This window comes from Ferrovibrio sp. GW821-FHT12F09 (assembly GCF_058806775.1).
Map to the genome: position 1 here is coordinate 1,508,238 of NZ_JBXAPZ010000001.1, position 26,512 is coordinate 1,534,749.

Consider the following 26,512-nt stretch of genomic DNA (forward strand, 5'->3'; position numbering starts at 1 on the left):
TGTTTGGCGGTTCCGATTCGCCCGAGTGGTCAGAAAACCGCATGTCTAGCGGATTTTTATGCATTCCCCGATGGGCAAAACCCGAGGGCGGTGCTATGCAGGATTCGGGAATCAACCCCCGATTCGTTGAAAAACAACATCTGACGCATCAACTCTGAGGAGAGAAATCATGGCTAAGGCAGCTGCCGCCACCAAGACGGTTACCGTCACCGCGAAGCAGATCGCTTCCACGCTGGCCGAGAAGCATGAGCTGCAGAAGAAGCTGACCCTCGCCCTGTTCGAGGACTTCTTCGCCGCCATCACCAAGTCGCTGAAGAAGGGCGAGCGCGTCCGCATGGGCGATATCGGTATTCTGCAGGTCCGCAAGCGCGCCGCCCGTATCGGCCGCAACCCGCAGACCGGCGAGCCGATCAAGATTAAGGCCTCCAAGAAAGTTGCCTTCCGCGCCTCGAAGGTGCTCAAGGAAGCCGTCTGATCCTGTTCTGACAGGATTGAGGATTCAGGGCCTGCTACATGTGGCAGGCCCTTTTTCTTTGGCTTTTTTGACCGATCGGGGAGTGTCGCCAAACCGTCACATCGGTCATTGAAAATTCACGGGACTTCATAAGAGGCAGGATTCATCTTCCCCGCCAACGCATTGCCGAACATGGCGATTCACCAGCAGGTGACCGATGAACATGGCGCTCTTTCCCGCCCGTTACCGCACCATATGGATTTCTGATATCCATCTGGGCACGCGCGGTTGCAAGGCCGATCTGCTGCTGGAATTCCTTAAACATACCGAGTCCGACACGCTGTATCTGGTCGGCGACATCGTCGACGGCTGGCGGCTCAAACGCTCCTGGTACTGGAATCAGAGCCATAACGACGTGGTGCAGAAGCTGCTGCGCAAGGCGCGCAAAGGCACCGAGGTCATTTATGTGCCGGGCAATCATGATGAGGCCCTGCGCGATTTTATCGAGGGGGTGGGGCTGCAGTTCGGCGGCATTACTGTCCAGATTGAAGCGATTCACCAGACGGCGGACGGGCGGCAGCTTCTGGTTACCCATGGCGATCATTTCGACGGCATTGTGACCTGCGCCAAATGGCTGGCGCTGCTTGGCGATGCCGCCTACGGCTTTGCGCTTGATCTCAACACCTGGTTCAACCACATCCGCCGCCGCATGGGCCTGCCTTACTGGTCGCTGTCGGCCTATCTGAAGCACAAGGTCAAGAATGCGGTGGAGTTCATTTCCGACTACGAGCAGGCCATTGCCGAAGAGGCGCGGCGCCGTCGCGTGGACGGCGTGGTCTGCGGGCATATCCACCATGCCGAAATCCGCGAGATCGACGGCATCCTCTATTGCAACGATGGCGATTGGGTCGAAAGCTGTACAGCCCTGGTCGAGCATGCCGATGGCCGGCTGGAAATCCTGCGCTGGGCCGAACTGCGCGAGCATATGGGCGGCTTCCTGGCGGCCGAGGGCATCGATCTGGCCATATCGGCCACGGCAAATATTAATCTTGATACGGATTAATTGACGACTCGATGAATGCGACCTGCCCCGCAACGGTGGATTGAGCCGCTGTAGTCGACTCGTCGGCTCCCGCGAGTCGCTAGGGGCGACAGGCTGTGACAACTCTGGGCAGCGGTAAATTTGCTTGGTATCATCAAGATATGGGAGTGCTTTCATCATTGCTGGGGGCGATCGGCCTTGGCGGTAAGCAAGAGGCCGTAAACCTGCGCCAGACTGCGTCTGGAATGCGCATCGGCGATGTCGTGGTCGGAACCGGCACCAAGGCCGAACCGGGCAAGATGGTGTCCGTGCACTATGCCGGGTGGATATGGGAAAATAACAAGCCGACCCGGATGTTCGACAGTTCCTACAAGCGCGGCCAGCCGTTCGAATTCGCCCTCGGCCAGGGCAAGGTGATCAAGGGTTGGGATGAGGGCGTTACCTATATGAAGATCGGCGGCAAACGCGCCCTGATCATTCCGCCTTATCTCGCTTATGGCGCTCGCGGCAACGGTCGCATCATCCCGCCGAACGCCACGCTGTTTTTCGAGATCGAGCTGGTCAGCGTCCGCTGATGCGGGCGCCCTGCCACGCTGTCGCCGCATTCCGACGGCAATTTTCCCGCATCACAATCCCTGAGGAGCTACCGGTAATGTCTCTGTCTCGTCGCGTTTTTGCTGTCGCTGCTGTTGTTTCCGGTCTGCTGGCCGCCCTGCCGGCTGCGGCCCAGCAGGAAGTCACCACGTCCAGCGGCCTGCGCTATGTCGATGTCAAAGTCGGGAATGGCGAAACGGCCCGGCCTGGCCAGACGGCCTCCGTGCATTATACCGGTTGGCTCTACATCGCCGGCGAGAAGGGCCGCCAGTTCGATTCCTCGCGCACGCGCGGCCAGCCCTTTGCCTTCCCGCTCGGTGGCGGTCGCGTGATCAAGGGCTGGGACGAAGGCGTCGTCGGCATGAAGACCGGCGGCCAACGCACGCTCATCATTCCGCCGGGCCTCGCCTATGGTGCCCAGGGCGCCGGCGGCGGCGTGATCCCGCCCAATGCCACGCTGATCTTCGATGTCGAGCTGATCGACCTGAAATGATCTTGTCGGGAACAGGACAATAAAAAACGGCCGGGTTTCCCCGGCCGTTTTCGTATCTGCAGTTTGCAGTATTGCGCTTAAGCAGCCTTGGCCAGGTTGCGCAGCACGTAATGCAGGATGCCGCCGTTCTTGTAGTAGTCGATCTCGTCCAGGGTATCGATGCGGCAGAGCACCTCGATGGTCTGGGTCGAGCCGTCGGCGCGGGTGATGGTCACCGGCGTCTTCATGCGCGGCTTCAGGCCCACGGCGATGCCGGAGATGTCGAACTTCTCCGAACCGTCGAGCTTGAGATCGAAGCGCGTGGTGTTGTTGAGGAACTGCAGCGGCAGCACGCCCATGCCCACCAGGTTCGAGCGATGGATACGTTCGTAGCTTTCGGCGATCACGGCCTTCACCCCCAGCAGGATGGTGCCCTTGGCCGCCCAGTCGCGTGACGAGCCGTTGCCGTATTCCTTACCGGCCACGATCACCAGCGGCGTGGCGCTGGCCTTGTACTTCATGGCGGCGTCGTAGATCGACATGACCTCGCCGGCCGGCATGTGCTTGGTGATGCCGCCTTCGGTGCCGGGCACCATCTCGTTCTTGAGACGGATATTGGCAAAGGTACCGCGCATCATGATCTCGTGGTTGCCGCGACGGGCACCGTAGGAGTTGAAGTCGGCATAAGGCACGGCATGGTCGGTCAGGTACTTGCCGGCCGGACCATCCTTCTTGATCGAACCGGCGGGCGAGATGTGGTCGGTGGTGATCTTGTCGCCCAGGATCGCCAGCAGGCGTGCACCCTTGACGTCGGTGATCGCCGACGGCGTCGCGCTCATACCCTCGAAATACGGGGGATGCTGCACATAGGTGGACTTGTTGTCCCAGCCGTAGGTCTGGCCACCCTCGACCTTGATCTTGCGCCAGTTCGGATCGCCCTTGAACACGTCGGCATAGCGCTTCTTGAACATCGCCGGGGTCACGTACTTGCGCACGTTGGCGGCGATTTCCTTGTTCGAGGGCCAGATGTCCTTCAGGTAGACCGGCTTGTTCTTCTTGTCATAGCCGAGCGGCTCGTTGGCGACGTCCATATTGAGGTTGCCGGCCAGCGCATAGGCCACCACCAGCATGGGCGAGGCGAGGTAGTTCGCCTTGGTCAGCGGGTGGACGCGGCCTTCGAAGTTGCGGTTGCCCGACAGCACGGCGCCGACGACGAAGTCGTTATCGGTGATGGCCTTCGAGATGTTGTCTGGCAGCGGACCGGAGTTGCCGATGCAGGTGGTGCAGCCATAGCCGATAACCTGGAAGCCCAGGGTATCAAGGTCCTTCTGCAGACCCGACTTGGCCAGATAGTCAGTAACCACCTGGCTGCCCGGTGCCAGCGAGGTCTTGACCCACGGCTTGGTGGTCAGGCCCTTTTTGAGGGCATTGCGCGCCAGCAGGCCGGCACCCAGCAGCACGCTCGGGTTCGAGGTGTTGGTGCAAGAGGTGATGGCGGCGATCACCACGTCACCATGGCCGAGGTCGAAGTTTGAACCTTCAACCTTGGCGCGGAAGTCGACGGCGGTCTTTTTGCCGTAGAAATTCCCCATGGCGTCCTTGAACTCGACCGCGGCCCGGCTCAGCGGCACGCGGCCTTCGGGACGGGTCGGGCCGGCCAGCGAGGGCTCGACCGTGGAGAGATCCAGCTCCAGCGTATCGGTGAAGACCGGATCCGGCGACTTGGAGGTACGCCACAGACCCTGGGCCTTGGCATAGGCTTCCACCAGCTTGACGCGATCGGTGTCGCGGCCACTGGCCTTCAGATAGGCAATGGTCTCTTCGTCGACCGGGAAGAAGCCGCAGGTGGCGCCGTATTCCGGCGCCATGTTGGCGATGGTGCAGCGGTCGGCCAGCGACAGCTCGTCCAGGCCGGGGCCGTAGAATTCGACGAACTTGTTGACGACACCCTTCTTGCGCAGCATCTGCGTCACGGTCAGCACCAGGTCGGTGGCCGTGGTGCCTTCCTTCGGCTTGCCCGAGAGGCGGAAGCCGACGACTTCCGGCAGCAGCATGGAGATCGGCTGGCCCAGCATGGCGGCTTCGGCTTCGATGCCGCCCACGCCCCAGCCCAGCACAGCCAGGCCGTTCACCATGGTGGTGTGGCTGTCGGTGCCGACCAGAGTATCCGGGTAGGCAACCTCGTTCTTGCCGTCCAGGCCGGTCCACACCGTCTGCGCCAGGTATTCGACATTCACCTGATGGCAGATGCCGGTGCCCGGCGGCACGACGCGGAAGTTGTCAAAGGCGGTCTGGCCCCAACGCAGGAAGGCGTAGCGTTCGCCGTTACGCTCGTATTCCAGGTCCACGTTCTTCTGGAACGCGCTCTTGGCCGCGGAGTGGTCCACCATCACCGAGTGATCGATCACCAGATCAACTGGCGACAGCGGGTTAATCTTCTTGGTATCGCCGCCCAGATGGGTCATGGCATCGCGCATGGCGGCCAGGTCGACCACCGCCGGCACGCCGGTGAAGTCCTGCATCAGCACGCGGGCCGGGCGATAAGCGATCTCACGGTCTGAACGCTTGTCCTTCAGCCACTGGGCCACGGCCTTGAGGTCGTCCACAGTGACGCTGCGGCCGTCTTCATAGCGCAGCAGGTTTTCCAGCAGCACCTTCAGCGAATAGGGCAGCCGGGTCAGATCGCCCAGGCCGGCCTTTTCAGCGGCCTTGATGCTGTAATAGGCGTAACTCTTGTTGCCGACCTTCAGGGTGCGGCGCGTCTTCATGGTGTCATGGCCGACCACGATCGGCACGGAACGGGCGGCGCCGATGGACTTCTTGGCGACCGGAGCCTTCCTGGCGACGACCTTCTTGGGTGCGCTGCGCAGCGCCTGCTTCCTGGTGGCTTTCTTAACAGCCTTGCGAACAACAGCCTTCTTGGCCGCCTTCACCGCTTTCTTGACCTTCACCGCCTTTTTCGCGGCCTTAACGGCCTTCTTGATTGCCTTTTTGGCCGGCTTCTTGACGGACTTGGCGACCTTCTTGGCCTTTACGGCCTTTTTGCTGCCCTTGGCTTTCGCCGGGGCTTTCGCCTTCGCGGCTTTGCGCTTGGTCTTCTTCGCGGCTTTCACGGGGCAATCCTTTCGTAGCGGAAACGTCAAAAATGAAAGGCTGGTCTGGGCGGGCTGGTCCCACCCTGGATGGGCAAATAGGTGCCGTAAAACCATGGCTTTGCCAAGCTCTTTCGGCTGGAAGAAAGTTCAACGGGGGTCGAAATTTAGGCAATGCCGAGGGGGTGGCGGCGTGGCACGGGGGCAACCTGCATGACCCCTTGACGGGCAAAGGTCCGTGCCCTTATCAACGAAGAATAATGACGGTGATGGCTACGGCTGCGCCGCGTATGAGGAGGCGAACATGTCCGAGACGTCGGTAATCCCCGACGGGCGCGACCCGTTGGGCCGTGACACTGTCCCGAAATTCCTCGCCTACAACGCGCAGCATCGCCGCGATCGCCCGGCCATGCGCGAAAAGGACCTGGGTATCTGGCAAAGCTGGACCTGGGGTCAGGTGGCTGTCCAGGTGGAGGCCATTGCCGGCGGTCTGAAGGCTTTGGGCTTTCGCCGTGGCGACAAGATGGCGATCATTGGCGATAACCGCCCGCAGCTGTACTGGACGCTGGCGGCGATCCAGGCGCTCGGTGGCGTGCCGGTTCCGATTTACCAGGACAGTGTTGCCGAAGAGGTGCAATACGTCGTCGAGCATGCCGAAGTTCGTTTTGCCTTGGCCGAAAACCAGGAGCAGGTCGACAAGCTGTTGTCTGTCCGCGAGCGGCTGCCCCGCCTGGAACTGATCCTGTTTTCCGATCCGCGCGGCCTGCGGCATTACCACCAGCCCTTCCTGCATGATCTGGAGAAGGTGATTGCGTCCGGTCGGGCCTATAGCCAGCAGAATCCGGGCTTCCTGCATGCTGAAATCGAACAGGGCAAAGGTGAGGACCTGTCGCTGATCTGCTACACCTCGGGCACGACCGGACGGCCCAAGGGCGTGATGCTGAGCCACGACAATATCGTGCGTTCGGCCAACCTGGCGATCGGATTCGATAAGATCAACGAAGCGGATGAAATTCTGGCCTACCTGCCGCTGGCCTGGGTTGGCGACAATTTCATTTCCTATGCCGAGGCGTTCATCGCCGGATTCTGCGTCAACTGTCCGGAATCGGGCGAGACGGTGTTGACCGACCTGCGCGAGATCGGACCGACCTATTTCTTCGCTCCGCCGCGCATCTTCGAGGGTTTGCTGGCCACCGTGATGATCCGCATGGAGGATGCGGGCGCCATCAAGCGGGCGATGTTCAGGTATTTTATTGCCGTCGCCAAACGGGTCGGCCGCAGCATCCTGGAGAAAAGGCCGGTGGGCCTTGTCGACCGGCTTCTTTACGGGCTTGGCGATCTGCTGGTCTATGGCCCGCTCAAGAATGTACTGGGGTTGAGCCGTCTGCGGCTGGCCTACACGGCCGGCGAGGCGATAGGGCCGGATATCTTCGATTTTTTCCGCGCGCTTGGCATCAATCTCAAGCAGCTCTACGGCCAGACCGAAAGCACGGTTTACCTTTGCCTGCATACCGATACCGATGTGAAGGCCGACACGGTCGGTCCGCCGGGTCCGGGCATTGAGCTGTATATCGACGACAAGACCGGTGAGGTGATGTATCGCAGCCCCGGTGTTTTTGTCGGCTATTACAAGAATCCGGACGCGACGGCAGAAACCAAGACCGCGGATGGCTGGGTCCATACCGGCGATGCCGGGGTATTCACCGACAACGGTCATCTGCGCATCATCGATCGCGCCAAGGATGTCGGCCGGTTCAACGGCGGCGCACTGTTCGCGCCAAAATTCATCGAGAACAAGCTGAAATTCTTCCCCGCCATCAAGGAGGCGGTGGTGTTCGGCAACCAGCGCGACCATGCCACCGCCTTCATCAACATCGATCTGGCGGCGGTCGGTTCCTGGGCCGAACGTAAGGCTATTCCGTATACTTCATATACCGATCTGGCCGGCCGGCCGGAGGTCTACGCGCTGGTGAAGGGCTGTATCGAACAGGTCAATCGCGACCTGGCCTCCGACAGTTCGATGACCGACAGCCAGGTGCATCGCTTCCTGATCCTCCACAAGGAGCTGGATGCCGATGATGGCGAGCTGACGCGCACCCGGAAGGTGCGGCGGCGCACCATCACTGAACGGTACGGCGCGTTGATCGAGGCGTTGTATTCCGACCAGCCCGATGTTGCGGTGGATGCGAAAATCACCTTCGAGGATGGCCGCACCGGCAGCTTCAAGGCCAAGCTGAAAATCGAAGACGTGCAGACCCACAGCACGATGCGGAAGGCAGGTTGACCGGCATGACCGCAGCAGGAAAAACCATCGGCGATATCATGTTGAAGGTGGAGAATATTTCTCTCAGTTTCGGTGGTGTTAAGGCGCTGACCAATATCAGCTTCGAGATTCGCGAGCGCGAAGTTCTGGCCATCATCGGCCCCAACGGTGCCGGCAAGTCGTCGATGCTGAACTGCATCAACGGTTTTTATCACCCTCAGCAGGGTCTCATCACCTTTAAGGGCCAGCCGCGCAAGCAGATGCGTCCGTATGAGGCGGCCAGCCAGGGTATCGCCCGCACCTTCCAGAATATCGCGCTGTTCAAGGGCATGTCGACGCTGGACAACATCATGACGGGCCGCATCCTGAAGATGAAGTCCGGCCTGCTCGCATCGGCCTTCTACAAGGGTCCGGCCGAGCGCGAGCAGGTGGAGCATCGCGCCTTCTGCGAGAAGATCATCGATTTCCTGGAAATCGAGGCGATCCGCAAGGTGCCGGTGGGGCGCCTGCCTTATGGCCTGCAGAAGCGCGTCGAGCTTGGCCGCGCGCTGGCGGCCGAGCCGACCCTGCTGCTGCTGGATGAGCCGATGGCCGGTATGAATCTGGAAGAAAAGCAGGATATGTGCCGATTCATTCTGGACGTGAACGATGAATTCGGCACTACGATCTGCCTGATCGAGCACGACATGGGCGTGGTGATGGATATCTCGGATCGCGTGGTGGTGCTGGATTACGGCCGCAAGATCGGCGATGGCACGCCCGAAGAGATCAAGAACAACAAGGAAGTCATCGACGCCTATCTCGGCGTGCAGCATTAGGGGCGGGCAGAGTCATGGCTTTTTTCCTGGAAGTGCTGATCGGCGGCTTGATGGCAGGGGTGATGTATTCCCTGGTGGCTCTTGGCTTTGTGCTGATCTTCAAGGCGTCGGGGGTCTTCAATTTCGCCCAGGGCGCCATGGTGCTGTTCGCAGGTCTGTTCTTTGTAGGATTCCTGCAGAAGGGCGTGCCGATCTGGCTGTCCATCATTCTGACGCTCGGTGTAATGCTGCTGCTGGCCATTGCGATCGAACGCATCGTGTTACGTCACCTGGTCAACCAGGAAGGCATCATCCTGTTCATGGCCACCATCGGCGTATCCTTCTTTATCGATGGCCTGGGGCAGTCGATCTGGGGTTCCGGGGTGCAGGCGCTGGATATCGGAATTCCCACTGATCCGATCCTGCTGATGGATGGCGATATCCTCATTCAGTCCTTTGATCTCTGGGCCGCACTGGTGGCGGGCACGCTGCTCGCCAGCCTGGTGGTGTTCCAGAAGACCCGGATTGGTCGCGCCCTGCGTGCCGTCGCCGACGATCATCAGGCGGCGCAGTCGGTCGGGATTCCGCTTAACGTGATCTGGATCATTGTCTGGGCCATCGCCGGCATGGTCGCCCTGGTCGCCGGCGTGATGTGGGGCTCCAAGCTCGGCATGCAGCCCGCCATCGTTGGCCTGGCCCTGAAGGCGCTGCCGGTGCTGATCCTGGGCGGCTTCACCTCGGTGCCGGGTGCCATTATCGGCGGCCTGATTGTCGGTGCAGGTGAGAAGCTTGCCGAGGTCTATATCGGACCGTTCTTCGGCGGCGGTATCGAAAACTGGTTTGCCTATGTAGTCGCGCTGGGTTTCCTGCTGATCCGTCCGCAGGGCCTGTTCGGCGAAAAAATCATCGAGCGCGTGTAGGAAGGGCGGAAGCAGATGCTGTATCGCGAGTCCGGTCAGTTCAAGACCAGCTACCCCGCCGATCAGGCGATCTTCACCATTCCGCAGGATCGCGTCTTCTTCGCTCTGCTGCTGCTGGCGGCTTTTGTGGGTGTGCCGCTGGTCGCCACCGATTATCTCTATACGGCGCTGATCATTCCCTTCCTGTGCATGGCGCTGGCAGCACTCGGCCTCAATATTCTCACCGGCTATTGCGGCCAGGTGTCGCTGGGCACCGGCGCCTTCATGGGGGTTGGCGCCGTGGCGGCCTGGAATCTTGCCTTCCGGGTTCCCGAGTTGAACCTGCTGGTGGTTTTCGTGATCGCAGGGCTGATCGCAGCTTTGGTTGGCGTGATTTTCGGCCTGCCGAGCCTGCGCATCAAAGGCTTTTATCTGGCTGTGGCGACGCTCGCCGCGCAGTTCTTCCTGCCCTGGCTGTTCGTGAAGATTGGCTGGTTCACCAATAACAATGCCTCCGGCGTCATCACCGTGCCAGCCCTGACCCTGTTCGGCTGGGTGATCGACAAGCCGGTGGAGAAATACCTGCTGGCCCTCAGCATTGTGTCGATACTGGCCCTGGGCGCCAAGAATCTGGTGCGCAGCAACCCGGGACGACAATGGATGGCGATCCGCGACATGGATATCGCCGCCGAGATCATCGGCATTCGTCCGATTGTCGCCAAGCTCACGGCCTTCGCCGTGTCGTCCTTCTATATTGGCATTGCCGGGGCGCTGTACCTGTTCGTCTATCTCGGTTCTGCCGAGCCGGACGGTTTCAATATCAATCTGTCTTTCCAGGCGCTGTTCATGATCATCATCGGTGGCCTGGGGTCTATCTTGGGCAGTTTCCTTGGGGCTTTCTTCATTCTTCTGGTGCCGATCTTCCTGACGCGCGGCCTGCCGCTGATTGGCCTGGACATGTCGACGGCGGCCATTGCGCATACCGAGTTCATGGTCTTCGGCGCCATGATCGTGTTCTTCCTGATCGTCGAGCCGCATGGCCTGGCCAGGCTGTGGCAGATCGCCAAGGAAAAACTGCGGGCTTGGCCGTTTCCGTATTGAGTGTGCGTCAAAACCCGGCTTTGTCGGGTCGTTACTGCGTGTTAGGCTTCAACCAACCCACCCGGAATGGGATGGGACAAACGGGAGGAATAACGATGCGTGCGAAACATTGGGGCCTCGCCATTCTGGCGGGCGCAACTCTGCTCGGGGCCAGCTATGCGGCTTCGGCGCAGGAGCAATTGATCCCTTCGATGGTGTACCGGACCGGCCCCTTCGCGCCGAGCGGCACGCCGACGGCAGACGGCTTCGCTGATTACATCGCGTTGCTGAACAACCGTGATGGTGGCCTCAACGGCGTCAAGTTGAAGGTCGAGGAATGTGAGACCCAGTACAACACCGAGCGCGGCGTCGAATGCTACGAGCGTCTCAAGGCGCAGGGTGGCACCATTTTCAGCCCGTATTCGACCGGCATCACCTACGCCCTGATCGACCGCGCACCGACCGACAAGTCGGTGATCTTCTCGATGGCATACGGTCGCGCCTCGGCCATGGTCGGCAATATCTTCCCCTGGGTATTCAACGCCCCGGTCACCTACTGGTCGGGTGCGTCGGCTGCCATTCAGTTCTTCGCCAAGGAAGCCGGCGGCAAGGACAAGCTGAAGGGCAAGAAGATTGCCCATGTCTTTATCGACATTCCCTATGGCAAGGAGCCGAACCCGGTTCTGCAGAATTATGCCCAGGAGCTGGGCTTCCAGCTTGAACTGGTGCCGGTACCGGCGCCAGGTCTGGAGCAGAAGTCGATCTGGCTGCAGGTTCGCCAGATGCGTCCGGATTTCGTGTTCCTGACCGGCTGGGGTGCGATGAATGCCGTGTCGCTGAAGGAAGCGGCGGCAGTGAACTTCCCGCGTGAGAAGATTCTCGGCGGCTGGTACACCTCGCAGGACAGTGACGTGCAGGCGGCCGGTCCGGCAGCCAAGGGCTTCCGCGGCTTGACCTTCCACAGTGCGGATCGCGATCTGGAAGTGCTCAAGCAGATCAAGACCCGTCTGGTTGACAAAGGCCTTGCCAGCCAGGGCGGCAAGCATCTGGGCGAGATCGGCTATGTGCGCGGCATTCTGAATGCCATGTTCACCACTGAGGCCCTGCGTGCAGCGCAGGCGCAGTATGGCAACAAGGTGATGGATGGCGAACAGTCGCGTTGGGGTTTTGAGAATATCAACCTCACCGATGACAAACTGGCGAAACTGGGCCTGAAAGGCCTGATCCAGCCGATCAAGATCTCCTGCGACAATCACCAGGGTGACGGCAAGATGCTGATCGTCCAGTGGGAGGGCGACAAATGGAAGACCGTCAGTGACTGGCTCGCGCCTGAGAACCAGAAGCTGATGCCGCTTTATCTCGCTGGTGCCGAACAGTATCAGCGCGAGAAGAACATCCCGTCGCGCTCCTGCGCTAAGTCCTGATCGTCTGACGCTGATCCCCGCCGGCTTTGCCGGCGGGGATTACTTCATCCCTTTCGCAAGAGACAGCCAGATGACCGTTCAGATCCCTGCTGCGCCGTTGCTGACCGTCAGCAACATAGAAGTCATTTACAATCACGTTATTCTGGTACTGAAGGGCGTGTCGCTGCAGCTGCCCAAGGGCGGCATTGTTGCCTTGCTGGGTGCCAATGGCGCCGGCAAGACCACCACACTGAAAGCGATTTCCAATCTGTTGCGCGCCGAGCGCGGCGATATCACCAAGGGCCAGATCGATTATCACGGCGAGCGGATCGACCAGCTCAATCCGTCCACGCTCGTCAAGAAGGGCCTGATCCAGGTGATGGAGGGTCGCCATTGCTTTGCCCACCTGACCATTGAGGAAAACCTGCTGACTGGCGCCTATACCCGTGGCGACGGCACCAAGGCGATCGATCGTGACCTGGAGATGGTCTATTCGTATTTCCCGCGCCTGAAGGTGCGCCGCAAGTCGGTTGCCGGTTACACCTCCGGCGGCGAACAGCAGATGACGGCCATCGGCCGCGCGCTGATGAGCAAGCCCGATACCATCCTGCTCGATGAACCCTCGATGGGTCTGGCGCCGCAGTTGGTGGAAGAGATTTTCGAGATCGTCCACAAGCTGAATAAGGAAACCGGTGTCAGCTTCCTGGTGGCCGAGCAGAACACCAATATGGCTCTGCGCTATGCCGATTACGGCTATATTCTGGAAAATGGCCGCATCGTCATGGATGGCCCGGCCGAGAAACTGCGCGAAAATTCCGATGTGAAGGAATTCTATCTTGGTCTAGGCGTCGGTGGCCGCATGAGCTTCCGCGATACCAAGCATTATCGCCGCCGCAAGCGCTGGCTGGCCTGATCCTCATACACGCAGGAGACATGTGTGGCGCGTATAGCGAAGAAGGCTGTCAAAAAGGCCGCGAGACCCAGGGTCCGGGCCGACGAGTATTTCGACAAGCGCGAGACCCGTAAGCCGGCCGCGCGCCTGAAGGCACAACTGGCGGCTCTGCAGGTTCTGGTGGCCCATGCCAAAAAGAACAGCCTCTACTACCGTGAGATTCTGAAAGACGCGAAGCCGGCCAAGCTGACGTCGCTTGAGGCGCTGGCCAAGCTGCCCGTCACCCGCAAATCCGATCTGGCGCCGCGCCAGAAGTCCAGGCCGCCACTGGGGGGCCTTGAGGCGGGTAAACCGGGCGAGATCGCCAATTACTTCCAGTCGCCGGGGCCGCTCTACGAGGCTTATCCGCATCCGACGGCCAAGGTGAAGGACCCGTTCCGCTTTGCGCGCGCGCTCTGGGCCGCAGGCTGCCGCCCTGGCAACCTGGTGCACAATACCTTTTCCTATCACCTGACGCCGGCCGGCCGGCTGACCGAAAGTTCGGCGGCATCCATGGGCTGTCCGGTCTTCCCGGCCGGCGTGGGCAATACCGAACTGCAACTCGATGCCATCGCGCAGCTTCAGCCGCGCGTCTATACCGGCACACCGTCTTTCCTGAAAATCCTGCTGGAAAAAAGCCGGGAGCTTGGCAAACCGGCGACCGCTTTGAAAAAAGGTCTGGTCGGTGGCGAAGCCCTGCCGCCGAGCCTGCGCGCTGAACTGAAGGCGCTTGGTGTCGATGTCCTGCAATCCTATGGCACGGCTGAACTTGGCCTTGTTGCTTATGAGTCGTTCGCTATGGAAGGCATGATCCTGGACGAGGATGTGATCGTCGAGATCGTGCGTCCCGGCACCGGTGATCCGGTGGCACCGGGTGAGGTAGGCGAGGTGGTGGTCACGGTCCTGGGGAATATGGTTTATCCGCTGATCCGTTTTGCCACTGGCGACCTTTCTGCCGTCCTGCCGGGCATCAGCCCGTGTGGCCGTACCAATACGCGGATCAAGGGATGGATGGGTCGTGCCGACCAGACCACCAAGGTGAAGGGCATGTTCGTCACGCCGGGGCAGATCGCCCAGGTGATGGTGCGGCATCCCGGCATCGCCAGGCTGCGGCTGGAAGTCAGTTCGCAGAATAACCAGGATGTCATGGTGCTGAAGGTGGAGGTCCCCGGCGGCAAGGAGGTCCTGGCGGGTGCTGTCGCAGAGACGCTGCAGACGATCTGCAAGCTGCGAGGCCAGGTTGAAGTGGTTGCCATTGGTAGTCTGCCCAACGACGGCAAGGTGATTGCCGATCTGCGTACCTACCAGTAAGCGCGGGAAACGGCTAAACTCCGCCCATCATGGCGTTGGCGGTCGAAGGGCTCGCCTGCATCCGCGGCGAGCGTCAGCTTTTTCAGAATCTGAATTTCCGCCTCGCGGCTGGCGAGGCGCTGCTGTTGCATGGCCCGAATGGCAGCGGCAAATCGAGTCTGCTCCGACTGCTCTCCGGCTTCCTTGAGCCCGCCGCCGGCAGCATCCTGTGGGATGGCCGGTCCGTTGCCGAGGATGGAGAGGCCCATCGTGCGCGCCTGTTTTATCTCGGCCACCAGGATGCGGTGAAACCGCAGCTGACGGTCTTGGAGAACCTTGTCTTCTTCGCACGTCTGCAGGGCGTGCGGGGCGAGGCGGCGGTGGAGCAGGCCGATAAGGCTCTGGAGGTTGCGGATCTGGGACGTCAGCGTCGCCTGCCGGGCCGCTATCTTTCGGCAGGACAGAAGCGCCGCCTGGCGCTGGCGCGCCTGCTGCTCACGCCGGCGCCTCTGTGGTTGCTCGACGAGCCGACCAATGCACTCGACAGCAAGGCCGTCGGCTGGCTTGGCGCTGTGCTGGCGGCGCACCGCGAGCGTGGCGGTCTGGTGCTGCTGGCCAGTCATGTTGCCGTGCCACTGCCCGATGCCAGGCAGCTCGATCTGCCGGAAGGCATCCTGGCATGACCGCCTTCCTCGCCATCGTGATGCGCGACCTGCGACTGGGTTTCGGTGCTCAGGGCGCGATGCTGACCACCCTGCTGTTCTTCGTCCTGGCCGTGAGCCTGTTTCCGCTCGGTGTCGGTCCGGAACCGCAGATTCTGGCGCGGATCGCAGCTGGCGTGATCTGGGTGGCGGCGCTGCTGGCGGCTATGCTGTCGCTCGATCGCCTGTTCCAGACCGATCAGGAAGACGGCACCCTCGATCTGCTGGCGCAGGTGCCATTGCCGCTCGGCCTGATGGTCCTGGCCAAGACACTGGCGCATTGGCTCACCACCGGACTGCCATTGAGCCTCATGGCGCCGGTGCTGGCCTTGCTTCTGCAGATGGAGCCTGCAGCCATTCCGGTCCTGTTGCTGGGACTGTTGCTTGGCACGCCATCCCTCAGCCTGATCGGCGCCATTGGCGCGGCCCTGACCCTGGGCGCGCGGCGGGGGGCCGTGCTGGTGCCACTGCTGACCCTGCCGTTGGTGATACCCGTGCTGATCTTCGGTGTCGGCGCCGTGGAGGCCAGCGCTTATGGTTTGTCGGCCACGCCGCATCTGCTGCTGCTGGGCGCCTTCCTGGCTGGAGCGCTGGCGCTCAGTCCCTTCGCCATCGCCGGCGCGATCAAGCTGGCCTTGGAATGACCCTCGCCCTATAAACTCAGCCCATGCTGCACGCGCTCGCCAATCCCGCCCGCTTCCTGCGCCTGATGGCCGCGATCCGCCCCTGGGTGGCAGCGATTGCTGTCGCCGGGCTGGCCAGTGGCCTGGGCTGGGGCCTGCTCTATTCGCCGCCGGATTACCAGCAGGGCGAAACGGTGCGGATCATGTATATCCATGTCCCCGCCGCCTGGATGGCGATGTTCATTTATGCCGCCATGGCCGTGGCCTCGGCTGTCACGCTGATCTGGCGCCATCCGGTCGCCGAACTGGTGGCCAAGGCTTCCGCGCCGGTTGGCGCGGCCTTCACGATTATTTGTCTGATCACCGGCTCGCTCTGGGGCAAGCCGATGTGGGGCACCTGGTGGGTCTGGGATGCGCGGCTCACCTCGATGCTGATCCTGTTCTTCCTCTACCTGGGCTACATCGCCCTCTGGGAAGCCTTCGACGACCCCGCGCGGGCCGGCCGCGCCGCCGCCATTCTGGCGCTGGTGGGCGCCATAAACCTGCCGATCATCAAGTTTTCCGTCGACTGGTGGAACACCCTGCACCAGCCCGCCAGCGTGCTTACCCTGGCAGGGCCGAAAATCCACCCCGACATCCTCTGGCCGCTGGTGCTGACCGCGTTGGGGGCGAAAGGCTATTACGTCTGGCTGCTCAGCCTGCGGGTCAGGGCGGAAATCCTCAGCCGTCAGGCGCGTATCCTGCGCTTTGCGACCGCGACCGATCGCCGCGCCGGCTAGCAGCCGGGGGCGTTAAGCGGTATTTTCCGCTGGTCTGGCCGCAGGGGCCAAGGGAAACAAAGGGTTACATCGTGTATTGGGCTTCGTTGGGCGATTTTCTGGCCATGGGTGGTCATGCCGCCTTTATCTGGCCCGCCTTTGCCGTGGCGCTGCTCCTGCTGCTCGCGCTGGCACTGCAGAGTTTTGTCGCCATGAAGGCTGCCGAGCGCGAGCATGCCGAGGCACGTCAGGAAGCCGGCCGTGACCCGTAAACAGAAGCGCCTGATGGCGGTGCTCGGTCTGGTCGGCGGTCTCGGCGTTGCCACCGCCCTGGTGCTGACCGCCTTCAACGACAATCTGGTGTTTTTCCATTCGCCGTCCGATGTGGTGGAAAAGCAGCTGCCGGCTGACAAACGGTTCCGCATCGGCGGGTTGGTCCTGCAGGACAGCGTGAAGAAGGATGGCCTGGTGACCGATTTTGTCGTGACCGACCTCCGTCACAGTGTGAGCGTCCGCTACACCGGCATCCTGCCCGACTTGTTCCGCGAGGGGCAGGGTGTGGTGGCGAATGGCAGACTCGACGGGCAGGGCCGCTTTATCGCCTCCGAAGTGCTGGCCAAGCACGATGAAAAATACATGCCGCCCGAAGTGGCCGATGCGCTGAAGAAGTCGGGCCAGTGGAATGACGGCCAGGGCCATGCGCCCGAGCGCAAGCCCGGCTCATGATTCCTGAACTGGGCCATATCGCGCTGATCCTGGCGCTCTGTCTGGCGCTGGTGCAGGGCCTGCTCCCCTTGATCGGTGCTGCGCGCGGCATTCCGGGCTGGATTGCCATGGCGCCGCAGGCGGCGATGGGGCAGGCGGCGCTGGTCGCTTTTGCTTTCGGCTGCCTGACCTATGCCTACGTCACCTCCGATTTCTCGGTGCTGAACGTGGCCGAGAATTCGCACACGCTGAAACCGATGCTCTACAAAGTCAGCGGCGTCTGGGGCAATCATGAAGGCTCACTGCTGCTCTGGATTCTGATCCTGGTGATCTTCGGCGCCGCCGTTGCGCTGTTCGGCCGCAATCTGCCGGCCACACTGAAGGCCCGCGTGCTCAGCATTCAGGGGCTGATCGGTGTTGGGTTCCTGAGCTTCATTCTCTTCACCTCCAATCCGTTCGCGCGCCTGCTGCCGGCGCCCCTGGAAGGCCGCGGCCTCAATCCGCTGCTGCAGGATCCGGGTCTCGCGTTTCATCCGCCGTTTCTCTATCTCGGATATGTCGGTTTCTCGGTGGCGTTCTCTTTTGCCGTGGCGGCTTTGATCGAGGGCCGCGTCGATCCAGCCTGGGCGCGCTGGGTGCGGCCCTGGACGCTGGCGGCCTGGTGTTTCCTCACCATCGGCATCGCGCTTGGATCCTGGTGGGCCTATTACGAACTTGGCTGGGGCGGCTGGTGGTTCTGGGACCCGGTGGAAAACGCCTCCTTCATGCCCTGGCTCGCCGGTACGGCCTTGCTGCATTCCGCCGTGGTGGTGGAAAAGCGCGACACCCTGAAAAGCTGGACGGTGCTGCTGGCCATCCTCACGTTCTCGCTCAGCCTGCTCGGCACCTTTCTGGTCCGGTCCGGCGTGATCAACTCGGTGCACGCCTTCGCCACTGACCCTACGCGCGGCGTTTTCATCCTGATCTTTCTGGCCATCGTGGTTGGCGGCAGCCTGGTGCTGTATGCGTGGCGCGGTCCGGCGCTGCAGGCAACCGGGGTCTTTGCCCCTTTGAGTCGCGAAGGCGCGTTGCTGCTGAACAACCTGCTGCTCGCCGTCGCCTGCGCCGCCGTGCTGCTCGGCACGCTCTATCCGCTGGCGCTCGATGCCATCAGCGGCGCCAAGGTTTCGGTCGGTCCGCAATATTTCAACGCAGTTTTTGTACCGCTCACCGCGCCGCTGGTGGCGGCCATTGCTATTGGTCCGCTGCTAGCCTGGAAGCGCGGCGATCTGGCGGCAGCACTGTCCCGTCTGTTGCCGGCTGCCATCGCCGTTCTGGTTGCGCTGGGTATCGGGTTTTACCTGAAAGACGGCCGCAGCTTTATGGCTTTGCTGGGTTTGAGCCTGGTGGCCTGGCTCGGTATCGGGGTGTTTTGCGAGATGGCTTTACGCATCAAGCTTTTTGCTGCGCCCTTTGCCGAGAGTCTGCGGCGCGCCCGGGGCCTGCCGCGTGCTGCCTGGGGCATGACGGTGGCGCATCTGGGTGTTGCGCTTCTGGTGCTCGGCATCACGGTATCCGAGACCTGGCAGGTCGAAGTGCAGCAGGTGATGAAGCCCGGCGAAATCACCACCGTGGGCCCGGTGCAGTACCGCTTCGAAGGCGTCGTGCCGGTAAAGGGCCCGAACTATACGGCGATGCAGGGGCGTTTCATCGTGCTTTCGGGTGGAGTGGTGATGCGCGAGATGCTGCCGGCGCAGCGCCGCTATCAGCAGCCGCCAATGGAAACCACCGAGGCTGCCATTCACTCCTCGCCGCTGGCCGATCTCTATGCCGTCGTGGGTGAGGGCGATGCCGAGCGCGGCTGGGCTGTGCGGCTGTACTGGAAGCCACTCGTATCCTGGATCTGGCTCGGCGCGCTGGTCATGGCGTTGGGCGGTTTCCTGTCGCTCAGCGACCGCCGTTTGCGGGTTGGCGCGCCGGTGCGCCGCCGGACCTCCACGGCCGTTGCCGCGGAGTAGACCGTCATGCGCCTGTCCCATGTCATTCCTCTGGTCGTGTTTGTGTTGATCGGCCTCGGTCTCACCGTCGGCCTGACCTTGAATCCACGCGATATTCCCTCGGCGCTGATTGGCAAGCCGGTGCCGGACTTCGCACTGCCGCCGGTGCAGGGCCGCAGCCAGGGCCTGGCGACGGCAGATCTGAAAACCGGTCAGCCGCAGGTGGTGAATGTCTTTGCCTCCTGGTGCGTACCCTGTCGGGTCGAGCACCCGCTGCTGATGGCGCTGAAGCGTGACGAGCTCGCGGCCATCCATGGCCTGAATTACAAGGACGATCCGGCCGACGTGGCGAAATGGCTGGATCAGCTGGGCGACCCCTTCACGCGCACCGGTGCCGATCGCAATGGCCGTGTCGGCATCGACTGGGGTGTTTATGGCGTGCCGGAAACTTTTGTCGTCGATGGCGCCGGCCAGATCGTCTGCAAGCATGTTGGTCCACTGATGGAGTGGGATCTGGATAATAAAATCCGGCCGCTCCTGCGCGATCTAAAGGCGGGCCGCACGAGTAAAGTCAAATGCTGAAGCGCCTGGGGCTTGCTCTGATGCTGTTTGCGGCCTTGCCCGCAGCCGCGCAGCATCTGGATGACCGCTTGTCCGATCCGATGCAGGAATTGCGGGCCCGCGATCTGTCGCGCGAGTTGCGCTGCCTGGTCTGCCAGAACCAGTCGATCGAGGATTCCAATGCGCCGCTGGCGCGCGATCTGCGCCGCATCGTGCGCGAGCGCGTGGCGCTGGGAGAAGATGATCGCACGATTCTCAACTATCTTGTGGCGCGCTATGGCGAATGGGTTCTGCTGAAGCCGCGCTTCAATGGCCAGACGCTTCTGCTCTGGCTGGGGCCGGCGCTGTTCCTCGCCGTCGGAGCGATCATCCTCGTTCTGTTGTATCGCCGCCAGCGTCGGGCCTCTGCCCCCGCTCTTGCACCGCTGGATGCCGCCGAGCAGAAACGGCTCGCGACACTGCTGGAACCGGAGGAGCGCCGCTGATGCTGCTCTGGCTCGGTTTTTCAGCGCTGGCGTTTTTCGCGCTCGCTATTCTGCTCTGGCCACTGCTGAAACGGCGCCAGGCGGGCACGGCTGGGCGTAAGGCTCATGATGTTGCCGTCTACAAGGCGCAACTGGCCGAGGTGGCCGAGGAGCTGGCGCGTGGGGCGCTCGGCGAGTCAGAAGCCAGCGCCGCGCGCCTTGAAATACAGCGCCGTTTGTTGCGGGCCGATGCGGCGGCCGATGGCGATATTGCAGAGTCTGGCGGCAGCATGGCCGGCCTGCTGGCGGTGCTGCTGCTGGTGCCAATACTGGGTGGCGGTCTCTATCTGGCCCTCGGCCGGCCGGAAGCGGCATTGGTCAGCCAGGAAGAGGCGAAGGCCCAGGCGGTGCGCAGCGAACAGATGCGCCAGGAAAGCGAACGCATGATCGGCCAGTTGCGCGAGCGTCTGGCGGCCGAACCGCAGCGCGTCGATGGCTGGTTGCTGCTCGGGCGCAGCCTGCTGATGACGGATCGGCCCGATGAAGCCGCCGAGGCCTTTTCCCGCGCCATCGCCCTGGTCCCGGACGATCCGGAACCTTATGCCTTCCGCGCCGAAGCGTTGACACTGGCCGCTGACGGCTCGGTCACGGCGGAAGCCCAGCGTGATTTCCGTGCTGTGCTCGAGCGCGATCCGCAACATCCCGGCGCGCGTTATTATCTGGGTCTGGCCCGCCTGCAGGCGGGTGACGCGCGCGGGGCCTATGACGACTGGTATGGGCTGGCGGCCGATGCGCCGGTTGATGCCCCCTGGCTGGAAACCGTGCAGGCGCGCCTGCGCGAACTCGCGCCGCGTCTGGGCATACCGCTGGCCCAGGCCGTGCCGGTGCCGAAGCAGGTTGACCCAGCCCCCGGCCCGACCCGCGAACAGGCCGAGGCTGCCGGGCAGATGTCGGCCGAGGATCGCGCCGCCATGATCCGCGGCATGGTCGAAGGTCTGGCGGCGCGGCTGGAGCAGAATCCGGGAGATGTGGACGGCTGGCTGCGTCTGGCCCGCGCGCGGGAGGTGCTGGGCGAAGGCGAGGCGGTGCGGACCGCGCTGCAGCGTGCGGTGACGGCCGATCCGAACCGGGTGGATGCCCGGCTGGCACTGGCCTTCAGCCTGGCCGGCGCCGCCGTGACCAGCCGCGATCCCCTGCCGGCAGCCGCCGTGGCCGAATTCGGCGCTGTGCTGGAACGCGTCCCCGACCACCCCCAGGCCCTTTGGTTTACCGGTCGGGGCGCTTACGAAGCCGGCGACAAGGCAACGGCCAGCACCCGCTGGAACCGGCTGCTTGCCCTGCTGCCGCCCGACTCGGCCGAGGCCAGGGAGCTGTCTGAGCGGATTGCCAGCCTGACCCGTTAAATCCCGATAACGCCCGGCCCTGTTAACTCCTGTTTAAGGGAGTCCTGCGCGTAATCGGGCCGGGTTCGAGGGACCAATTCCGGTCCGCAGGTTGGGTGACATGGCTATCGCACCAAGCAGTAATCTTCTGTCGGCGCTTTCGCAGCTGCAGAGCGGCGCTCGTCCGGTCGCACCGGCCCGTCCGGTCCAGCAGCAGCCCTCGGGCGCCAGCGCGCTGGTCCAGAACAGCTTTGCTGCCCAGCTGGTCAGCACCGATAACGCGATCCGTACCGCGCCGCCGGCCCAGGCTGCATCGGCCCAGGCCTTCTCGACACCGGTTCAGAACCAGCGCCCGATCCCCACCCGCGGCGGCTACCTCGGCCAGCACGTCAATATCCTCGTCTGATCCCGGACGATTTTCCTTATCACGACCGGTCTGATTGACGCCGTTTGACCCGGCGTCTAGCTTGGCGCCCAACGTCGCATACGAACGATCTGGGGAAACGTCATGCTGAAGCGCTTTACGCGTCGTACCGCTATTGCTGCGGCCGCTATCCTGCTGTTGCCGGGTGTCGCCCTGGCGCAGGCAAAAGACAAGGTCTCGATCTCGGCCCTGCCTTTCATTTCCACCGCGCCGATCTTCATTGCCAAAGAGCGTGGCTATTTCGATGCCGAGGGCATCGACCTCGATATCAAGATTTTCAATGCCGCCCAGGCCGTGGCCGTGGCCGTGGCCTCGAATGACGCTGATTTCGGCATCACCGCCTTTACCGGTGGCTTTTTCAATCTGGCCGGCAAGGGTGTGTTGAAGGTCATCGCCGCCCAGAGCCGCGAAGAACCGGGCTACAATTTCGTTGCCTATGTCGCCTCGAAGAAGGCTTATGACGCCGGCTTCCGCTCGCCGAAGGATTTCGCCGGCAAGAGCGTGGCGATCACCACAGTCGGCTCCAGCTTTCACTACAATCTCGGCATGCTGGCCGACAAATACGGCTTCAAGCTCGACTCGGTGCAGATGAAGCCGGTGCAGTCGATCCCCAACATGATGGCAGCATTGGCTGGCGGTCAGGTGGACGCCACCATTCTGCCGGCCAATAACGCGATCAAGCTGCAGGACGATGGCGCCGGCCAGATCATCGGCTGGGTGCATGAACATACGCTCTGGCAGCTTGGCGCCCTGTTTGCCTCCTCCAAAATCGTCAGGGAGAAGCGCCCGCTGGTCGAACGCTTCGTGCGCGCCTACCAGAAGGGTCTGGCCGATTATGCGGCCGCCTTCCTGGCCAGGGATGCCCAGGGCAACCGCATGATTGGCGAGAAAGCCCTGGCCGTGATGCCGATCCTGGAGAAATGGGTCGAGCCGAAGCCGAGCATCGATACGGTGAAGGTGGCTGCCAATTACATGGATCCGCAGGGCCGTCTGCTGGTGAAAAACATCTACGACCAGGTCGCCTGGGGTCAGGCTCAGGGGCTGGTCGACAAGACGGTCAAGGCGGTGGACTTCATCGATCTGAGCTTTGTCAAAGGCCATCTCGACCTGCCGAAGTAACGGCAGGTCAGCGGGATTCAGTCATGCAGGTAGTCCTTGAGGATGTCGGCTACGCCTATGGCGACCTGCCGGTCCTCGACGGTGTGAGTTTCACCGTCAATGAAGGCGAGACGGCAGCGCTGATCGGCCCGTCGGGCTGCGGCAAATCCACCCTGCTTAATCTGGTCGGCGGCTTGTTGTCGCAACAGAAAGGTCGCATCGCCACCGTAGGTGATGCACCGGCCGGCTGCCTTAATCCGCTCACGTTCGTGTTCCAGGATTTTGCATTGTTGCCCTGGCGCACAGTGGCCGGGAATGTGGCGCTGGCGCTGGAGCATCATGCCTTGAGCAAAGCCGAGCGCGAGGCGCGGATCGCCAACGTTCTTAAGCTTTGCGGTCTTACCGATTTTGCCAATGCCCTGCCCAAACAGCTATCGGGTGGCATGCGCCAGCGTGTCGGCATCGCCCGTGCGATTGCCGTCAAGCCGGCCGTGATGCTGATGGATGAACCGCTTTCGGCGCTGGATGCGCAGACCCGCGAACTGCTGATGGAAGACCTGATCGCGATCTGGGCGCGTGAACGCACCACCACGCTCTACGTCACCCATAATCTCAACGAAGCCGTGCGGCTGGCCGACAAGGTGGTGGTGCTGTCGCGCCGTCCGGGCCGGATCAAGCGCATTGTTTCTGTGCCGGTGCCGGTGGCGGACCGGCAGAAGCCGGAGCATGTAGCGTTGCTGCAGAACCTGCAGGACGAACTCTGGAGCCTGATCAAAACCGAGGCCCAGGTGGCCGAGCGGGAGATGCAGGATGCCTGAGGCCACCCGCGGCAGCATTGTGGCCTTTCGTGGCGCCGGCTTTGTGCCGGGTACCCGGCGCTGGGCGCCCTGGCTGGCTTTCGCTCTCATTCTCGGATGCTGGGAAGCCGCCTCGCGGCTGGGCTGGCTGCCGCCGCTGTTTATGCCGGCGCCCAGCGAAGTGGTGGATGCCCTGCACACCCTGCTGGTCGACGGCAAGCTGCTGGCCCATATCAGCGCCTCGCTGAAGCGCATCGTTTCGGGCTGGATCCTGGGCAGCATTGGCGGCGTCGCCGTCGGCTTCCTGATGGGCATCTTTGTATCGGCGCGTTCGGTCGGCCTGCCGATCGTTTCGGCGCTGTTCCCGATCCCGAAGATTGCATTGCTGCCGCTGTTCATTCTGTGGTTTGGCATTGGCGAGCCTTCCAAGATCGCCACCATCGGTCTGGGTGTGTTTTTCCCCACCGTGGTCAGCGCCTTTTCGGCCGTCGACAATGTGCCGCGCAACCTGATTCGCATGGCGCAGAGTTTTGGCCTGTCGACCCGCATGATCGTGTTCAAGGTGATCCTGCCAGGCGCCATGCCGGGCATCCTGGCCGGTTTCCGCATTACTTCATCGATCGCGCTGATGCTGGTGGTGGCGGCCGAGATGATTGGCGCCCAGATCGGCATTGGCGCCTTCGTGCTGGCAGCGGGAAATCTAATGCAGATCGATCAGCTGATTGCCGGCGTGGTTCTGCTGTCGTTGCTTGGCCTGGCGGTCAGCGCCCTGCTCAGCCTGACCGAGAAGATTGTGCTGCGCTGGCGCTAGGGAGCTGCTTGTGAGCGATTATCCGATCCCGCCGACCCGTACCGTTCACCACAGGGCCACCGGTCCACGCGTGATCGAAGCCGAGATCGTCGTGGTCGGCGCCGGCATCAGCGGCATATCGGCGGCACTGGAAGCGGCAAAGACCGGCCGCAGCGTGGCGCTGGTCGATGCGGGACAGCAGTTGGGCGGCCAGTCGACCGGTTCGATGCTGGGCACCTTCTGCGGATTCTATTCCAACGGCCCGGAGCCCTATCGCGTCGTCTACGGCATGGTCGACGCGATGTTCGCGCATCTGCAGAAAGCCGACGCTTTCCACCTGCGCCGTGGCCGCAACAGCTACATCCCGCTCTATCAGGAACAGGCACTGGTGCGCTGGATCGAGCAGGCTGTGCATGCGGCGGGCATTCGGGTGCTGCTTGGCGCGACGCTGCTCCAGGCCCGGCGCGATGATGGGCGCATTACTGCGCTTGATCTCGCCACCCGTTTCGGCCAGGTCGAGCTGCGCGGCCAGGGCTTTGTCGATGCCTCGGGCGATGCGGCCTTGAGTTACCTCGCCGGTTTCGCCTGTCGCGAGCCGGTGAGCCCGATCATGGGCACGCTGATGTTCACGCTGGAAGGCTTCGATGAAGCGGCGGCATTGAAGCTCGACCGTTGGGCCGTCCAGAAGCATCTGGCCGAAACCGGGAAGCAATACGGTCTGGTGCGGCGTGACGGTTTTGTCTTTGCCTTCCCTGGCAAGGGGCATGCGACCGTGAACATGACCCATGTGGAAACACCGCTGGATGCCGAAGGCTATGCGGCGGCACAGGCGGAAGGCCGTGCCCAGGCCGATCGTGTGGTGAATTTCCTGCGTGGCGAATACCCGGCTGTTTTCTCGGCGGCGCGGGTGCGGCAATACGGTTTCCTCGGCATTCGCCAGACCCGTTGGATCGTCGGTCAGCACAGCATGACGGTGGAGGAGGTGCGGCAGGGCGTGAAGCCGGCCGATGCCATCCTGCGCTGCTCCTGGCCGGTCGAGCTGCATGACCGGCCTGAAGATGTGCATTGGGAAGAGTTCGGCGACGACCATCTGCATTACGTGCCGTTCCGCGCCATGGTGCCGGACGGTGCCGACAACCTGGTGGCGGCCGGGCGCTGCATCGACGGCGATCCGGCGGCGCTCAGTTCGGTGCGCGTGATGGGGCCCTGCGTGGCCATGGGAGCAGCCGCAGCCCAGGCGCTTGATCTCGCCGGCGCCGGTTCAGTGCGTCAGATCGATATCGCTGCGCTGCAGGCGCGTTTACACGACAACCTGCAGCGCAGTGAGAAACCCTGATTTCAGCCGCGCGCTTCCAGATTGTCGACCAGCTGGCGCAGCATGGCGACGAATTCGGCGCGTTTCGCGGTCGGGATCGGATCCAGGATTTTATCCTGGGCCCGCGCCACGCCCGGCTGCGCCGCTCGTAACTGCCGCTCGCCTTCCGGCGTGACCGCCAGCGCGTTGGTGCGCCGGTCGGTCTCGGTGCGTTGTCGCACCAGCAGGCCACGCTTGATCAGTCGCGCCACCATTTCGGCAACGGTGGAGCGGTCGATGCCGGTCTGCCGCACCAGATCGACCTGGCTGATGCCGGCTTTCTGGTAGATCGCAAGCAGAAGAGCGAATTGCCGCGGCGTTAGCCCGTTGCTGCCGACTTCCGCCGTATAGAGATCGACGGCGAGTTGCTGGCAGCGTCGCAACAGATGCCCCGGCGCATCATGCAGACTGAAAACACCGAGAGTATCCCCGGCGTTGCTTTGGGCGGTCTTGTCCCCCGACATGGAACCTCCCCTTTCTTATGTTTTTTGTTCAAGCCTACCTGTAACTGGGCGGGCATTTTCCCCGCTTCTCAGTCCACTGATAAAACGCTATTCGATGG

27 protein-coding genes are annotated in these 26,512 nt (G+C 62.4%); 25 read left to right on the plus strand and 2 right to left on the minus strand.

Annotated features, from left to right (window positions below; all coding sequences use genetic code 11):
• The first annotated feature begins 169 nt into the window (after positions 1 to 169).
• The 4 genes from AC1ROB_RS07490 (at position 170) to AC1ROB_RS07505 (ending at position 2,583) form a co-directional block, all read left to right on the plus strand.
• A complete protein-coding gene (locus AC1ROB_RS07490; protein ID WP_492971822.1) occupies positions 170 to 475 on the plus strand; it encodes an HU family DNA-binding protein in 306 nt (101 codons plus the stop codon).
• Positions 476 to 671: 196 nt separating this feature from the next.
• The gene (locus AC1ROB_RS07495) at positions 672 to 1,517 is read left to right on the plus strand and encodes a UDP-2,3-diacylglucosamine diphosphatase (RefSeq protein ID WP_492971821.1); all 846 of its coding nucleotides are present in this window, start codon (positions 672 to 674) and stop codon (positions 1,515 to 1,517) included.
• A gap of 95 nt (positions 1,518 to 1,612) precedes the next feature.
• Positions 1,613 to 2,071: an FKBP-type peptidyl-prolyl cis-trans isomerase gene (locus tag AC1ROB_RS07500; protein ID WP_492971820.1), complete on the plus strand. Its 459-nt coding sequence runs from the start codon at positions 1,613 to 1,615 to the stop codon at positions 2,069 to 2,071.
• Positions 2,072 to 2,148: 77 nt separating this feature from the next.
• Positions 2,149 to 2,583, plus strand: a complete 435-nt coding sequence (locus tag AC1ROB_RS07505; RefSeq protein WP_492971819.1) for an FKBP-type peptidyl-prolyl cis-trans isomerase — start codon at positions 2,149 to 2,151, stop codon at positions 2,581 to 2,583.
• A gap of 77 nt (positions 2,584 to 2,660) precedes the next feature.
• Here AC1ROB_RS07505 and acnA read toward each other — a convergent pair whose 3' ends face one another.
• Positions 2,661 to 5,330: an aconitate hydratase AcnA gene (acnA, locus tag AC1ROB_RS07510; RefSeq protein ID WP_492972210.1), complete on the minus strand. Its 2,670-nt coding sequence runs from the start codon at positions 5,328 to 5,330 to the stop codon at positions 2,661 to 2,663.
• A 628-nt stretch (positions 5,331 to 5,958) separates the two neighbouring features.
• Here acnA and AC1ROB_RS07515 point away from each other — a divergent pair.
• The 21 genes from AC1ROB_RS07515 (at position 5,959) to AC1ROB_RS07615 (ending at position 25,932) form a co-directional block, all read left to right on the plus strand.
• Entirely contained in the window at positions 5,959 to 7,938 is a 1,980-nt protein-coding gene (locus AC1ROB_RS07515) for an AMP-binding protein (RefSeq protein ID WP_492971818.1), read from the plus strand.
• 5 nt (positions 7,939 to 7,943) lie between these two features.
• Positions 7,944 to 8,735, plus strand: a complete 792-nt coding sequence (locus tag AC1ROB_RS07520; protein WP_492971817.1) for an ABC transporter ATP-binding protein — start codon at positions 7,944 to 7,946, stop codon at positions 8,733 to 8,735.
• Between the two features lie 14 nt (positions 8,736 to 8,749).
• Positions 8,750 to 9,634, plus strand: a complete 885-nt coding sequence (locus tag AC1ROB_RS07525) for a branched-chain amino acid ABC transporter permease (RefSeq protein WP_492971816.1) — start codon at positions 8,750 to 8,752, stop codon at positions 9,632 to 9,634.
• A 15-nt stretch (positions 9,635 to 9,649) separates the two neighbouring features.
• The gene (locus AC1ROB_RS07530; protein WP_492971815.1) at positions 9,650 to 10,714 is read left to right on the plus strand and encodes a branched-chain amino acid ABC transporter permease; all 1,065 of its coding nucleotides are present in this window, start codon (positions 9,650 to 9,652) and stop codon (positions 10,712 to 10,714) included.
• Between the two features lie 95 nt (positions 10,715 to 10,809).
• Positions 10,810 to 12,117 carry an ABC transporter substrate-binding protein gene (locus tag AC1ROB_RS07535; protein ID WP_492971814.1) on the plus strand — a complete coding sequence of 436 codons (1,308 nt, stop codon included), beginning with the start codon at positions 10,810 to 10,812 and terminating at the stop codon, positions 12,115 to 12,117.
• A 70-nt stretch (positions 12,118 to 12,187) separates the two neighbouring features.
• Positions 12,188 to 13,009: an ABC transporter ATP-binding protein gene (locus AC1ROB_RS07540; RefSeq protein WP_492971813.1), complete on the plus strand. Its 822-nt coding sequence runs from the start codon at positions 12,188 to 12,190 to the stop codon at positions 13,007 to 13,009.
• Between the two features lie 24 nt (positions 13,010 to 13,033).
• Complete coding sequence (locus AC1ROB_RS07545; RefSeq protein ID WP_492971812.1) at positions 13,034 to 14,338, plus strand: phenylacetate--CoA ligase family protein; 1,305 nt, start codon at positions 13,034 to 13,036, stop codon at positions 14,336 to 14,338.
• Between the two features lie 29 nt (positions 14,339 to 14,367).
• Positions 14,368 to 15,000 (plus strand): heme ABC exporter ATP-binding protein CcmA, encoded by a 633-nt coding sequence (gene ccmA / locus AC1ROB_RS07550; protein WP_492971811.1) that lies wholly within the window; start codon positions 14,368 to 14,370, stop codon positions 14,998 to 15,000.
• Entirely contained in the window at positions 14,997 to 15,662 is a 666-nt protein-coding gene (gene ccmB, locus AC1ROB_RS07555) for a heme exporter protein CcmB (protein ID WP_492971810.1), read from the plus strand. The genes ccmA and ccmB overlap by 4 nt, the downstream gene beginning before the upstream one ends.
• A 26-nt stretch (positions 15,663 to 15,688) precedes the next feature.
• Positions 15,689 to 16,420 (plus strand): heme ABC transporter permease, encoded by a 732-nt coding sequence (locus AC1ROB_RS07560; protein WP_492972209.1) that lies wholly within the window; start codon positions 15,689 to 15,691, stop codon positions 16,418 to 16,420.
• A gap of 71 nt (positions 16,421 to 16,491) precedes the next feature.
• A complete protein-coding gene (gene ccmD, locus AC1ROB_RS07565; protein ID WP_492971809.1) occupies positions 16,492 to 16,671 on the plus strand; it encodes a heme exporter protein CcmD in 180 nt (59 codons plus the stop codon).
• Positions 16,661 to 17,125 (plus strand): cytochrome c maturation protein CcmE, encoded by a 465-nt coding sequence (ccmE, locus tag AC1ROB_RS07570; protein WP_492971808.1) that lies wholly within the window; start codon positions 16,661 to 16,663, stop codon positions 17,123 to 17,125. Before ccmD ends, ccmE begins: the two co-directional genes overlap by 11 nt.
• Positions 17,122 to 19,101 (plus strand): heme lyase CcmF/NrfE family subunit, encoded by a 1,980-nt coding sequence (locus AC1ROB_RS07575; protein ID WP_492971807.1) that lies wholly within the window; start codon positions 17,122 to 17,124, stop codon positions 19,099 to 19,101. Before ccmE ends, AC1ROB_RS07575 begins: the two co-directional genes overlap by 4 nt.
• A gap of 6 nt (positions 19,102 to 19,107) precedes the next feature.
• Entirely contained in the window at positions 19,108 to 19,662 is a 555-nt protein-coding gene (locus AC1ROB_RS07580) for a DsbE family thiol:disulfide interchange protein (protein ID WP_492971806.1), read from the plus strand.
• Positions 19,656 to 20,126 (plus strand): cytochrome c-type biogenesis protein, encoded by a 471-nt coding sequence (locus AC1ROB_RS07585; protein ID WP_492971805.1) that lies wholly within the window; start codon positions 19,656 to 19,658, stop codon positions 20,124 to 20,126. The genes AC1ROB_RS07580 and AC1ROB_RS07585 overlap by 7 nt, the downstream gene beginning before the upstream one ends.
• A complete protein-coding gene (gene ccmI, locus AC1ROB_RS07590) occupies positions 20,126 to 21,508 on the plus strand; it encodes a c-type cytochrome biogenesis protein CcmI (protein ID WP_492971804.1) in 1,383 nt (460 codons plus the stop codon). The genes AC1ROB_RS07585 and ccmI overlap by 1 nt, the downstream gene beginning before the upstream one ends.
• Before the next feature lie 100 nt (positions 21,509 to 21,608).
• Positions 21,609 to 21,893, plus strand: coding sequence for a hypothetical protein (locus tag AC1ROB_RS07595; RefSeq protein ID WP_492971803.1), 285 nt, complete (start codon positions 21,609 to 21,611; stop codon positions 21,891 to 21,893).
• Between the two features lie 102 nt (positions 21,894 to 21,995).
• Positions 21,996 to 23,030: an ABC transporter substrate-binding protein gene (locus tag AC1ROB_RS07600; RefSeq protein WP_492971802.1), complete on the plus strand. Its 1,035-nt coding sequence runs from the start codon at positions 21,996 to 21,998 to the stop codon at positions 23,028 to 23,030.
• A gap of 23 nt (positions 23,031 to 23,053) precedes the next feature.
• Positions 23,054 to 23,827 (plus strand): ABC transporter ATP-binding protein, encoded by a 774-nt coding sequence (locus tag AC1ROB_RS07605; RefSeq protein WP_492971801.1) that lies wholly within the window; start codon positions 23,054 to 23,056, stop codon positions 23,825 to 23,827.
• On the plus strand, positions 23,820 to 24,617 hold the full coding sequence (locus AC1ROB_RS07610; protein ID WP_492971800.1) for an ABC transporter permease: 798 nt from the start codon (positions 23,820 to 23,822) through the stop codon (positions 24,615 to 24,617). Before AC1ROB_RS07605 ends, AC1ROB_RS07610 begins: the two co-directional genes overlap by 8 nt.
• Positions 24,618 to 24,627: 10 nt before the next feature.
• Positions 24,628 to 25,932, plus strand: coding sequence for an FAD-dependent oxidoreductase (locus AC1ROB_RS07615; protein ID WP_492971799.1), 1,305 nt, complete (start codon positions 24,628 to 24,630; stop codon positions 25,930 to 25,932).
• Positions 25,933 to 25,934: 2 nt separating this feature from the next.
• On the opposite strand, the gene AC1ROB_RS07620 is transcribed toward AC1ROB_RS07615, so the two are convergent.
• Positions 25,935 to 26,414: a MarR family winged helix-turn-helix transcriptional regulator gene (locus AC1ROB_RS07620; protein WP_492971798.1), complete on the minus strand. Its 480-nt coding sequence runs from the start codon at positions 26,412 to 26,414 to the stop codon at positions 25,935 to 25,937.
• Positions 26,415 to 26,512 lie beyond the last annotated feature (98 nt).

Coding starts and splice junctions, on each gene's coding strand:
- AC1ROB_RS07600 (WP_492971802.1), top strand. CDS start 21,996: ATGCTGAAGCGCTTTACGCGTCGTACCGCTATTGCTGCGGCCGCTATC.
- AC1ROB_RS07585 (WP_492971805.1), top strand. CDS start 19,656: ATGCTGAAGCGCCTGGGGCTTGCTCTGATGCTGTTTGCGGCCTTGCCC.
- AC1ROB_RS07525 (WP_492971816.1), top strand. CDS start 8,750: ATGGCTTTTTTCCTGGAAGTGCTGATCGGCGGCTTGATGGCAGGGGTG.
- AC1ROB_RS07575 (WP_492971807.1), top strand. CDS start 17,122: ATGATTCCTGAACTGGGCCATATCGCGCTGATCCTGGCGCTCTGTCTG.
- ccmB (WP_492971810.1), top strand. CDS start 14,997: ATGACCGCCTTCCTCGCCATCGTGATGCGCGACCTGCGACTGGGTTTC.
- AC1ROB_RS07505 (WP_492971819.1), top strand. CDS start 2,149: ATGTCTCTGTCTCGTCGCGTTTTTGCTGTCGCTGCTGTTGTTTCCGGT.
- ccmI (WP_492971804.1), top strand. CDS start 20,126: ATGCTGCTCTGGCTCGGTTTTTCAGCGCTGGCGTTTTTCGCGCTCGCT.
- AC1ROB_RS07495 (WP_492971821.1), top strand. CDS start 672: ATGAACATGGCGCTCTTTCCCGCCCGTTACCGCACCATATGGATTTCT.
- AC1ROB_RS07595 (WP_492971803.1), top strand. CDS start 21,609: ATGGCTATCGCACCAAGCAGTAATCTTCTGTCGGCGCTTTCGCAGCTG.
- AC1ROB_RS07605 (WP_492971801.1), top strand. CDS start 23,054: ATGCAGGTAGTCCTTGAGGATGTCGGCTACGCCTATGGCGACCTGCCG.
- AC1ROB_RS07490 (WP_492971822.1), top strand. CDS start 170: ATGGCTAAGGCAGCTGCCGCCACCAAGACGGTTACCGTCACCGCGAAG.
- AC1ROB_RS07515 (WP_492971818.1), top strand. CDS start 5,959: ATGTCCGAGACGTCGGTAATCCCCGACGGGCGCGACCCGTTGGGCCGT.
- AC1ROB_RS07540 (WP_492971813.1), top strand. CDS start 12,188: ATGACCGTTCAGATCCCTGCTGCGCCGTTGCTGACCGTCAGCAACATA.
- AC1ROB_RS07530 (WP_492971815.1), top strand. CDS start 9,650: ATGCTGTATCGCGAGTCCGGTCAGTTCAAGACCAGCTACCCCGCCGAT.
- AC1ROB_RS07610 (WP_492971800.1), top strand. CDS start 23,820: ATGCCTGAGGCCACCCGCGGCAGCATTGTGGCCTTTCGTGGCGCCGGC.
- AC1ROB_RS07535 (WP_492971814.1), top strand. CDS start 10,810: ATGCGTGCGAAACATTGGGGCCTCGCCATTCTGGCGGGCGCAACTCTG.
- ccmA (WP_492971811.1), top strand. CDS start 14,368: ATGGCGTTGGCGGTCGAAGGGCTCGCCTGCATCCGCGGCGAGCGTCAG.
- AC1ROB_RS07520 (WP_492971817.1), top strand. CDS start 7,944: ATGACCGCAGCAGGAAAAACCATCGGCGATATCATGTTGAAGGTGGAG.
- AC1ROB_RS07620 (WP_492971798.1), bottom strand. CDS start 26,414: ATGTCGGGGGACAAGACCGCCCAAAGCAACGCCGGGGATACTCTCGGT.
- AC1ROB_RS07580 (WP_492971806.1), top strand. CDS start 19,108: ATGCGCCTGTCCCATGTCATTCCTCTGGTCGTGTTTGTGTTGATCGGC.
- acnA (WP_492972210.1), bottom strand. CDS start 5,330: ATGAAGACGCGCCGCACCCTGAAGGTCGGCAACAAGAGTTACGCCTAT.